This is a genomic window from Intrasporangium sp. Soil_C_50 (assembly GCF_057656595.1).
This window is the reverse complement of record NZ_JBDGKB010000007.1, coordinates 142,502-152,749: the sequence shown is the minus strand read 5'-3', so window position 1 is coordinate 152,749 and position 10,248 is coordinate 142,502. Positions and strand designations below refer to the sequence as shown.

The 10,248-nt window shown below is 73.6% G+C and carries 8 protein-coding genes, 1 tRNA gene and 1 other RNA gene; 7 read left to right on the top strand and 3 right to left on the bottom strand.

Translation table 11 applies throughout. The annotated features are described in order from the left end of the window. Window positions 1–177: 177 nt before the first annotated feature. The 4 genes from AC3A5R_RS15935 (at window position 178) to AC3A5R_RS15920 (ending at window position 4,398) form a co-directional block, all read left to right on the top strand. Complete coding sequence (locus AC3A5R_RS15935) at window positions 178–639, top strand: DUF3817 domain-containing protein (RefSeq protein ID WP_487621736.1); 462 nt, start codon at window positions 178–180, stop codon at window positions 637–639. 115 nt (window positions 640–754) lie between these two features. Beyond that, window positions 755–1,411 (top strand): ABC transporter ATP-binding protein, encoded by a 657-nt coding sequence (locus AC3A5R_RS15930; protein WP_487621735.1) that lies wholly within the window; start codon window positions 755–757, stop codon window positions 1,409–1,411. A gap of 11 nt (window positions 1,412–1,422) precedes the next feature. Continuing rightward, window positions 1,423–3,024 carry a hypothetical protein gene (locus AC3A5R_RS15925; RefSeq protein WP_487621734.1) on the top strand — a complete coding sequence of 534 codons (1,602 nt, stop codon included), beginning with the start codon at window positions 1,423–1,425 and terminating at the stop codon, window positions 3,022–3,024. Between the two features lie 114 nt (window positions 3,025–3,138). Beyond that, the gene (locus AC3A5R_RS15920; RefSeq protein WP_487621733.1) at window positions 3,139–4,398 is read left to right on the top strand and encodes a GNAT family N-acetyltransferase; all 1,260 of its coding nucleotides are present in this window, start codon (window positions 3,139–3,141) and stop codon (window positions 4,396–4,398) included. A 206-nt stretch (window positions 4,399–4,604) separates the two neighbouring features. Here the strand turns inward: AC3A5R_RS15920 and AC3A5R_RS15915 are convergent, their stop codons facing one another. After that, the gene (locus AC3A5R_RS15915) at window positions 4,605–5,810 is read right to left on the bottom strand and encodes an MFS transporter (protein ID WP_487621732.1); all 1,206 of its coding nucleotides are present in this window, start codon (window positions 5,808–5,810) and stop codon (window positions 4,605–4,607) included. 75 nt (window positions 5,811–5,885) lie between these two features. On the opposite strand from AC3A5R_RS15915, the gene AC3A5R_RS15910 reads away from it, so the two are divergent. Continuing rightward, window positions 5,886–6,959 (top strand): LacI family DNA-binding transcriptional regulator, encoded by a 1,074-nt coding sequence (locus tag AC3A5R_RS15910; RefSeq protein ID WP_487621731.1) that lies wholly within the window; start codon window positions 5,886–5,888, stop codon window positions 6,957–6,959. 182 nt (window positions 6,960–7,141) lie between these two features. On the opposite strand, the gene ffs is transcribed toward AC3A5R_RS15910, so the two are convergent. Together ffs and AC3A5R_RS15900 are read right to left on the bottom strand one after the other, a co-directional pair. Further along, an RNA gene (gene ffs / locus AC3A5R_RS15905) (signal recognition particle sRNA small type) lies at window positions 7,142–7,240 on the bottom strand. Between the two features lie 24 nt (window positions 7,241–7,264). After that, window positions 7,265–8,599: an MFS transporter gene (locus AC3A5R_RS15900; RefSeq protein WP_487621730.1), complete on the bottom strand. Its 1,335-nt coding sequence runs from the start codon at window positions 8,597–8,599 to the stop codon at window positions 7,265–7,267. A gap of 110 nt (window positions 8,600–8,709) precedes the next feature. Between AC3A5R_RS15900 and AC3A5R_RS15895 the strand changes: the two genes are divergently transcribed. Together AC3A5R_RS15895 and AC3A5R_RS15890 are read left to right on the top strand one after the other, a co-directional pair. Next, window positions 8,710–8,797: transfer RNA gene (locus AC3A5R_RS15895), tRNA-Ser, on the top strand. A 425-nt stretch (window positions 8,798–9,222) separates the two neighbouring features. Beyond that, complete coding sequence (locus AC3A5R_RS15890; protein WP_487621729.1) at window positions 9,223–10,239, top strand: MBL fold metallo-hydrolase; 1,017 nt, start codon at window positions 9,223–9,225, stop codon at window positions 10,237–10,239. Window positions 10,240–10,248: the final 9 nt, after the last annotated feature.

Below are 10,248 nucleotides of genomic sequence, written 5' to 3'. Positions count from 1 at the left end.
CACCCCAGCCGAAGCCCTGGCCAAGCTACTCTCGGCCCCGAACGAGCCAAGCGTTGCAACGACCCCTTGAACTCGCCCAGGGACAAACTGCTCTTTCGATCATGGGGCGCGGCTGGCGCGGCTCCCGCGGTTTGGCACACTGGGCGCTCGAGTACGACACGACGTAGGAGACGCCGCATGACCCCTCGCACCCTCTACCGCCGCATCGCCGCCGCGGAGGTGGTCACGTGGGCCCTGCTGCTGCTCGGCATGGTCCTCAAGTACGTGACGCGCACGACCGACCTCGGCGTCCGCGTCTTCGGCCTCGCGCACGGCGTCGTGTTCATCGCCTTCTGCCTCGTCACCGTCCTGCTCTGGGTCAACCAGCGCTGGACGCTGCGCGAGGCCGCCCTCGGCCTGCTCAGCGCGGTGCCGCCGTTCCTGACGATCTCGTGGGAGCGACGCCTCGAGCGACGTGGGCGCCTCGAAGGCGGGTGGCGTCTCGGCCGCGACGGAGAGGAGCCCGTGACGCCAGCCGAGCGCGTCGTCGCCACGCTCCTCGCCCGGCCGGCCGTCGCCGTCGGGGTCGGCCTCGCCGCCGTGGTCGCCCTCACCGCGGTCGCGCTCGTGGCGGGGCCCCCGGTGCCGAAGCAGGGCTGAGCAGCACCGGCCTGCACCGGCCCGCACCGGCCCGCACCGCCCGCCCTGGCAGCGTGGCCGCAGCCCGGCGGCATACGGTGGCCTCGACAGGGTTCGGGCGAAGGGACGGGTGCAGATGGCTGCGGTCGCGGTGCTGACCGGTGAGGTCCGTGCAGAAGGTGTCAGCAAGACGATCGACGAGACGACCCTCCTGCTGGCGACCGACGTGCACGCCGACCCGGGTGAGTGCATCGTCCTGCGCGGCCCGAACGGGTCAGGCAAGACGACCCTGCTGCGGATCATCGGCGGGCTGCTCGTGCCGACGACGGGCACGGCGACGATCGGCGGGCGGGAAGCCGACGAGCGCGACCGGGCGGTGCGCGCCGCCGTCGCCGCCCTGCTCGGCGCGCCGACGACCTACCGCGACCTCACGCTCATCGACCACCTCGTCCTCATCGACTCCACCTGGGGCGGCGAGCCCGCGTCCTCCGACGAGCGCAGCCTCGCCCTGCTCGACCGCCTCGGCATCGCCCACCTCGACGACCGGTTCCCGCACGAGCTGTCGTCCGGGCAGGAGCAGCTGTTCCGGCTCGCGCTGACGTTCTCCCGCCCGTCGAGCATCGTGCTGCTCGACGAGCCGGAGCAGCGCCTCGACACGGCCAAGCGCCAGGTCGTCGCCGACCTCATCCGGGACCGCATCGACGCGGGCACCACCGTCGTCATGGCCTGCCACGACCCCGAGCTGACGCAGTCCCTCGCGACCCGCGTCGTCGACATCGTCCCGGCGCGCTGACGGAGGGATCGATGAGCAGACGCAAGCGCAAGCGCGCCGCCGCACGCTCGACCCAGGCGTCCGCGTCGACCCCGCAGAGGCGGACGTCGACGACAGCGCCGCCGAAGGCCGCGGCGCCGGACGCCGGCCCCTCCCCGACCACGCCACCGGCGTCCGCTGCACCGGACCGACCTGTAGCCGATTCGCACGCGTCGGCGTCGGCCGCGCCGCCGCCCGCTGACGCGTCGGCACCGAAGGCGCCCCTGACCGAGGTCGAGTACGACGACCACGACCTGCTCGGCCAGGCCGACTGGGTCATCGGTGGCGCGGCCGCCCGCAAGGCGCGCCAGCAGGGCCTCTACGCCGGCTACGTCCTGTTCCTCGGCGCGCTCGTCTACGGACTGCCCATCGTCCAGACGGTCTTCCGCACCTCCGACGCGGGCTCGCTCGGCCAGCAGCTGCGGTCACCGGAGGCCATTGCCCTGCTCGTGGCGTCGGTGGCCGCGCTGCTCGGCGCCGTCGTCTTCGCGGGCCGGTTCCGCGGCCCGGTCGTGCCGCCGATGCCGTGGATCGACCTCGTGCTCCAGGCGCCGCTCGACCGGGCCCTGGCCCTGCGTCGCTGGTGGCGCTACGCCGCGATCGGCGGCCTGTTCGTCGGGGCCCTGAGCGGCCTCACGGTCGGCGGCGGGCTCGCCTTCGCCCACCTCGGCGGGCCCCTGACGATCCTCGTCACGACCCTCGCGGGCACCGCCCTCGGCGTGCTCGCCTCGCGGCTGTGGCTGTGGTCGCAGGTCTCGTCGTGGCCCGGCCCGGACCGCGGCCTCAGCCTGCTGTGGCGGGTGCCCGACGCCCTGCGCGAGCTGCACGCCGAGTCGCTGCGCACCCACTCGGCCAACACCTCGACGATGGCCGGCTCGGCCCTCACCGGCAACCTGCGCACCGCGCGCCTGGCCCTGACGCGTCCGGTGCGGCACGGCCGTACGGCGCGGCTGCGCGCCGGCCGGCCCTTCGGGGTGCTCGTGCGCCGCGACCTGCTCGGGCTGCGCCGCACGCCGGGCGCGTTCCTGTCAGGGCTCGGTCTGACGCTCCTCGGCGGCGCGATCGTCACGTGGGCCTTCACGCAGCCGGCGGCCCCGAGCATCGCGGCCACGATCGGGCTGCTCCCGCTCTACCTCGGGTTCGGCGCCTGGGCCGAGGGGCTGCGCCTGCAGGCCGACAACATCGGCACGCCCTCGCTGCTCGGCACCGGCGAGGTCACCGAGGCCGTCGCTCACGTGACCGTCCCCACCGCACTGACGGTCCTCGTCCTCGGGGGCTGGGCGGCCGTGGCGGCCGGGTTCGGCTCGCTGCCGGCCAGCGCGGTGCTGTCCCTGTGGCTGGTGCTCGTCCTCGTGCTCGCGGGCAACGTCCTGGCCGCCTTCCGCGGGTCGCCGACGTTCGTGCTGCGCCCGCAGATGGTGTTCGCCTGGTACGCCATCCCCGCGGTGACGGTCATCGTCCTCGGCTCGCTCATCGCCGTGCTCACCAAGGCCGGCCGCTACACGTGGCTCTCTGTCGTCAGCTGGCTCGTGTACGCCGTGCTCTTCTGGGCGGTCACCAAGGTCCGACGCCTCACCTACCTCTACCGCGCCTGACCCTCCTCGGCCAGTCGTCCAGCCCCGCCCCGCTGCCCACCCCGTGGACGCGGCCCCGGTACGGGCCGGCAACCCGGTCGCCCGCGCCCGCGACCAGTCGTTAGGTTCGGGCGCATGACCGACCTGCGCACCCGCGACGCCACGCACGACGACCTGCCGGCCATCCTCCGCATCCGGGCGCGGTCGTTCGGGCCGCTCGGCGCCGGCGGCACCGACTGGTGGGACCGTGTGGCAGCCGAGACGCTCGGCGGCCGGATGGTCGTCGTCACCGACGACGCCGGCACCGTCGTCGGCTCCGGGCGCATCCGGCCGTTCGAACAGGCATGGGGCGGCCGACACCTGCAGATGGGCGGCGTCGCCGGCGTCTACGTCGAGCCGAGCGCGCGCGGCCGCGGCGTCGCGACCACGCTGACCCGCGCCCTCGTCGCCCGGATGGGTGAGCTCGGCGACGTCGTGTCCTGCCTCTTCCCCACCGCGCCGACCCTGTACCGACGCTCCGGCTACGAGACCGGCGGCGTGCAGTCGCGCACGACCTTCCCGTCGCACCTCGTGCGCGCGCTCGGATCGGCGGCCGACGGTCGACGCGTCCGTCCCGCGACCCCCGAGGACGCCGGCGCGCTCACCGCCCTGACCCGCGCGGCCCAGGCACGCCACGCGCAGAGCGGGCCGATGGTGCCGCGCGCCGAGGTGTTCCGCCGGATGCTCGAGCAGGACGAGCTCATCGCCTACGTCGCCGGGCACGACGCCGCCTCCGGCGACCCGACCGGCTTCGTCGTCTACGACCTGTCCGGCGGGGCCGCGACCGTCGAGCACCTCGTCGCCGCCGACCCGGCGACGGCCGCCGCGCTATGGGGCGTCGTCGGCTCCGGCTCCTCGGCCGTCCCGACCGTGCACACCTACCTCGACCCGCGCGACCCCGTGCTCCTGTTGATCGCCGGACTGCCCGAGGCCACGGTCTCCCAGGCGCCGTGGATGGCTCGCGTCATCGACCTCGCCGCCGCGTTCGCCGGCCGCGGCTTCGCGCCGCACACGACGGCGTCCGTGGAGCTCGACGTCACCGACGCCGACGCCCCGGCCAACACCGGCCGGTGGCGGCTCGCGGTCGACGGCGGCTCCGGCACCGCCACGCGCGTCGCAGAGGGCCCGGCTGACGCGTCGGGCGAGGCTGATGCGTCCGTGCCCGCGGTGGACGCGTCGGGCGGGGCTGACGCGTCGGTAGCCGGGGTGGACGCGCGCGGCCTCGCAGCGCTGTGGTGCGGATGGTCGGCCTCACGACTGCGCGTGGCCGGCCTCCTCCATGGCGGCTCCACCGAGGCCGATGCCGCCCTCGACGCGGTCTTCGCCTCGACCCCGTACATCACCGAGTACTTCTGACCTGGACGGCGGTTCGAGGTGATCTCTCGCGCGAGTCCGCGACGAATCACCTCGACCCAGCCGCACCCAGCACCGGTCGAGGTGATTCCTCGCGGGTGGCCGCGACGGATTACCTCGACCGCGCGGGCGACGTCGACGGCTCAGCATCGGCCACCATCGAGAAGCGCCGGGCAAGGAGCGACGGGCGAGGCGTCAGGTGCGAGACGTCAGGTGCGGGCGTTACCTGCGGGTTCGCGGACGGCGGGCAGCGCGAGGAGCGCGACCGCGCACAGGACGCCGACGACGAGCAGCGAGTGCAGCACCCCGAGGTGGTCGCCGAGGAAGCCGAGCAGCGGCGGCCCAGCGAGGAACGCCGTGTACCCGATCGTCGACACGACGCTCATCCGGGCCGCGGCGCGGCGCGGGTCGTCCGCGGCGGCGCTCATGCCGACGGGGAAGCCGAGGCTCGCACCGACGCCCCAGATCGCCGCGCCGACGAAGGCGAGCACCGGCCCGCCGAAGACGACGAGCGCGCAGCCGACGACGGCCGACACGAAGAGGACGCGGAGCACGGGCAGCCGGCCGTAGGAGTCGAGGAAGCGGGTGCCGAGGATCCGCCCCGCCGTCATGGCGGTGAGGAAGACGGCGAAGCCGATGACGCCGACCCACCGCTCGAGACCGTACCCCTCGGAGAGCGCGACGCCGACCCAGTCGTTGGCCGTGCCCTCGGTGAACGCGGCGGCGAGCACGACGACGCCGATGAGCAGCGTGCGCGGCTCACGCCAGGCGGCGGCGATGCCGGCCTTCTCCTTGACCTCCTCGCCGTGCTCGTCGACCTCGACCGAGCGGGGCAGGAAGGCGCGCAGGAACCACGGGGTCACGGCGAGCATGAGCACGACGACGCCGACCAAATGCACGAGGATCGACACGTGCAGCGCCGACAGGCCGGCACCGATGAGGGCGCTGACGACCGTGCCGCCGCTGAAGGCCGCGTGGAAGTGCGGCATGATCGCGCGGCCGAGGAGCCGCTCCACGGAGGCTCCCTCGAGGTTCATGCTGACGTCGAAGACGCCGGTGCCGAGGCCGACGAGGAAGAGCCCGGCCATGACGACCGCCCGCTCGTGGAGGACCGTGACCCCCAGGCCGACGCCGACCAGCCCGGCGGCCTGCACCAGGGCCGCGCCGAGCAGGGTCCGCGCCGCTCCGAGGTGGTGGACGATCCAGCCGGAAAGGGGCAGGCCGAGAACGGACCCGAGCGAGGCCGCGAGCAGAGTCAGCCCGAGCTGGCCCGCCGAGAGGCCGAGCTCGTGCTTGAGGTCGGGGACGCGTGAGGCGAACGCGGCGAAGGCAGCGCCGTTGAGCGCGAAGGCGGTGAACACGGCGGTGCGCGCGGTGCGCACGACGCTCAGCTCGGGGGTGGTGACGCCGGCCATCGGCCCAGCCTCTCATCTGTGTCGTCGTGATGGTCGAAACGATTCGACTCGAATCGTTTCGATAGCATGCCTCCCATGACGCCAGCCGGTCAAGCCCGCCCGACGCTCCGCGACGTCGCCGAGCGCGCCGGCGTCTCGGTCTCGACCGCCTCCCTCGTCTACAGCGGCAAGGGACCGGTCGCCGAGGCCACCGCCGCCCGGGTGCGCGAGGCCGCCGCCGGCCTGGGCTTCACCGGGCCGAACCCCCTCGCCTCGTCGCTGCGTCAGGGCCGCGCGGGCGCCGTCGGGGTCCTCGTGGAGGGCCGGCTGCGCACCGCCTTCCGCGACCCGTTCGGCATCGCCGTCCTCGACGGCCTCGCCGAGGTGCTCGAGTCGGTCCCGACCGGCATGCTCCTGCTCGGCCAGCCGACCGACGAGCTCGAAGCCGTCGTCCAGCAGCTCTCGGGGCTGGCCCTCGACGCCGTCGTCTTCTCGCTCTGCGGGCCCGGCGAGCACCCGGCCGTCGAGCACCTGGCCTCGCGCGGCATCCCGATGTTCAGCACCGGCGTGCCCGGCGACCGGCGCGTCACCCAGGTGCGCATCGACGAACGCGCGGCCGGAGCCGAGGTGGCCCGACATCTCCGCGACCTCGGTCACCGACGCGTCGCGCACGTCGCCATGCCACTGACCTACACCAGTGTCGCCGGGCCCGTGCCCGACGCCGAGGTGTCGCAACGGGACGTCTCGATCCCCTCGACAGGTCGGCTCATCGGGTTCCGCGACGTGTTCGGCCCCCGCGCCGAGGCCGTGCAGACCGGTGACGGCTCGTCGGTCGAGGGAGGCATCGCGATGGGGCGGGTGCTGCTCGACCGGCCGGCGCGCAGTCGGCCGACGGCCGTGGTGTGCCAGTCCGACGTCATCGCGGCCGGTGTCGTCATCGCCGCGGAGGAGCTCGGGCTCAGTGTGCCGGGCGACCTGTCGGTCACCGGTTTCGACGGCGTCGACCTGCCGTGGCTCCCGCACCGCCTGACGACGATGGACCAGCAGGGCCGCGAGAAGGGCCGGGTGCTCGGCGACCTCGTCCGGCGACGTCTGGAGGGCCGACGCGTCCGGAGCGTGACGCAGCCGGTGACCCTCCGCGTCGGCACGACGACGGCTCCCCCGCCTTGACCCCGGCCACCCCTTCCCCCTCTTTCGATCGAGAGAGCACTCCGTCAATCCAGCCGCACCATCCTTGGGACGCACGGGACGCAGTGCTCACTCGACGCACAGGAGGGCGTGCGGCGCAGGGCTCGCTCGACGCGGAGGAGCGCGCTGGGGCGGGGCGCGTGGGCGTGGCTGTGCGCCGACGGGAAAAAGGGACACCCCGCGTACCTGGAAGAGCCCTCCTACCCTTGCTGCATTCCTGCCCTGGGGGAGTTCGGAGAGGTACCACCACGCGGGGTGCCGGGCGCCAGTGTATGCCGGGGTATCCGTCAGCCGGAAATCCGGTCGGGCGGCGTGCCCGTCGAGGTCGTCGCGGCGACGAGCGGCTCGGGCTCGCGGACCCCGTTGACGTGCGGCGGGATGCGCCGTTCGACCCGCAGGGCCATGACGGCGAGCAGGGCGCAGCCGCCGACGAGGAAGCCGATGTAGACCCAGCCGAGACCGCGGCCCACGAGGAACGAGGCCACGACCGGGCCGCCCGCGAAGGCGAGCGAGAACATCAGCGAGCTGAGCGCGTTGTACCGGCCGCGCAGGTGGTCGGGCGCGAGGTCGTTGACCATGGCGGCGCTCGTGGGCTGGAGCATCGTCTCGCCGAGACCGAAGATGCCGGCGACAGCGCAGAGCAGCACCGTGGCCGCGACGGTGCCGGGCACGAGCGAGGTGGCCCCGAGCAGGGACCACGCGACGGCCCACGTGATGGCCATGACGACGGTGACGCGGGTGCGGCGCCTGCCCTCGATGCGCTGGAGGACGAGCAGCTGGAGCAGCACGATGACGACGGTGTTGGCGGCGAAGGCGTAGCCGAGCGCCTCGGTGGACACGTGGCCCTCCGCGCGAGCGTACGCGGGCATGCCGACGTTGAGCTGTGGGTAGCTGACGACGGCGGCGACGGCGCCGAGGCCGAGGAGGGCGCGAAGCCGGGGGTCGCGCAGGAGGGTGCGGTAGGAGACCCGAGCCTCGGCGTCGTGGTCGGGCGAGCTGGGTGCCCGGCCGCCGGCTCGGCGCAGCGGGCCGAGGAGGATCGCGAGCGGCAGCAGGTAGCTCGCGGCGTCGAGCAGGTAGATGGTGACGAAGGTGCCCGGACGAGCGACCTCGACGAAGCGGCCCCCGACGATGCCGCCGATGCCGATGCCGAGGTTGAGGAGGGTGAAGTTGATGCCGAAGTACCGCTGGCGCTGGTCGCTCGGCACGATCGAGCCGATGAGCGAGCTGGAGGCCGGCCACACGACGCCGAACCCGTAGCCGAAGAAGAGCAGCGCGAGGACGGCTTGCGGAAGCGTCGTGGCGAACGCCAGGACGACGTCGCCTACGAGCAAGGAGAGCAGCGCGCTGGCGTAGACGAGCCGGGCGCCGATGCGGTCGATGAGCGCACCGGCGGGCGTGACGACGACGATGCCGACGACGGCCTGGAAGGCGAGCAGGAGGCCGACCGTCTCGAGCGGGAAGTCGCGGACCTCGTGGAGGTAGACGACGAGGAACGGCAGGACGAGACCGGTGCCGATCGACTGGACGAGGACGGTGGAGATGAGCCAGCGGCCCTCGCGCGGCAGGTCGTGCCAGAACGAGGACAGGCGCGGGCGGCCGGTCGGGGCGTGGGTGGTCACCGCGCGAGTCTGCCGTTCGGCACCGACAGCGGTCGCCCGGTTTACGGCCGGGGCGCGAGGTCGGGCGGCCGATTTCATCCCCGCCGGTCTCCTCCGGTAACCTCCCCCACGGAGGATTCGCATAGTGGCCTAGTGCGCACGATTGGAAATCGTGTTGGGATAAAACCCTCGGGGGTTCAAATCCCCCATCCTCCGCCAACACGAACGGCCCCCGGTCGCGCCCTGCGCGATGGGGGCCGTTCGTGTTGGCGGAGGCTTCGGATTTGGGAGGAGCCGGAGCGAAGCGGAGGCGACGGTTCCCCCATCCCCGCAAATCGACATGTCCCCAACCGCGCGGGTCCGAGACCCCAGCTAGGGCCGACAGCGGAAACGGACGGACTGCTCTCTCGATCGCGCGGAGCGCGGACGGAGTGCTCTCTCGATTGCGAGGGTGCGGGACGGAGTGCTCTCTCGATCGCGAGGAGCGCGGACGAACTGCTCTCTCGATTGGGAGCAGCGCGGCACAACGCGCGGTGTCGACGGTCAGGGTGTGACGGAGTGCTCTTTCGATCGGGGGTGGGGGCCCCGGGAACCTCGGCGAAATCGAGATGCCCGCCACTGCACCACCCACCAGAATCAGGCGCATGCCCGAACCCCTCCCCCTCGACACGAGCCACCGCTGGATCCACGGCTCGCGCTCCCGCCGCCACCGCACCGACCCCGACCACCAGGTCGAACACCTCGCTGCCGGAACGGTTCTCGTGCGCCAGAGCAAGGACCTCACCTACGAGGCGCCGTTCGTCCTGCTGCTCCTCGGGCGTGAGCGGGCGCTGCTCGTCGACACCGGGGCGATCCCCGGCGAGGGCCTGCGCGGGGTCGTCGACGAGCAGGTCGACGCGTGGACCCGGGCCGAGGGGCTCGACGGCATCGACCTCGTCGTCGCGCACAGCCACTCCCACGGCGACCACGTCGCGGGCGACGCCGCGTTCGCCGACCGGCCGCGCACCACCGTCGTCGCCGACGACACGGCGTCGGTCCACGCGTTCTTCGGCCTCGCGACGCCCAGCGCGGCCCCCTCCCCCGACGCGTCACCGTCCATCGACGCGGCTCCCTCCCCCGACGCGTCACCGTCCACCGACGCGTCCCCCACGCCCGACGCGTCACCCATATCCGACGCGTCGGTGCCCTTCGACCTCGGCGGACGCGTCGTCGACGTGCTGGCCATCCCCGGCCACCACGCGGCATCGGTCGCCTTCCACGACCGCGCCACCGGGCTGCTGCACACCGGCGACACCGTGTACCCGGGACGTCTCTACGTCGACGACCCGGCGGCCATGGCGGCCTCGCTCGACCGGCTCGTCGCCTTCGCCGAGGAGCATGAGGTGCGGCACGTGCTCGGCTGCCACGTCGAGATGACGCGCAGGCCCGGCCGCGACTACCCGCTCGGATCGCGCTACCAGCCCGACGAGCCGTCGCCCTTCCTCACGGTCGATCAGCTCCGCCGGGTCCGCGACGGCTGGGCCGCACACGCCGGCCGCCCGGGCACGCACCGGCTCGACGACGTCGTGCTCTGCGTCGGCAGCGGTCTGAACGTCGCCGGCCCCCTCCTCGCCCGCGCCGCGATCGAGCGCGTCCGCGACGCCGTGCGGCAGCTGACCTGAGACCGTTTT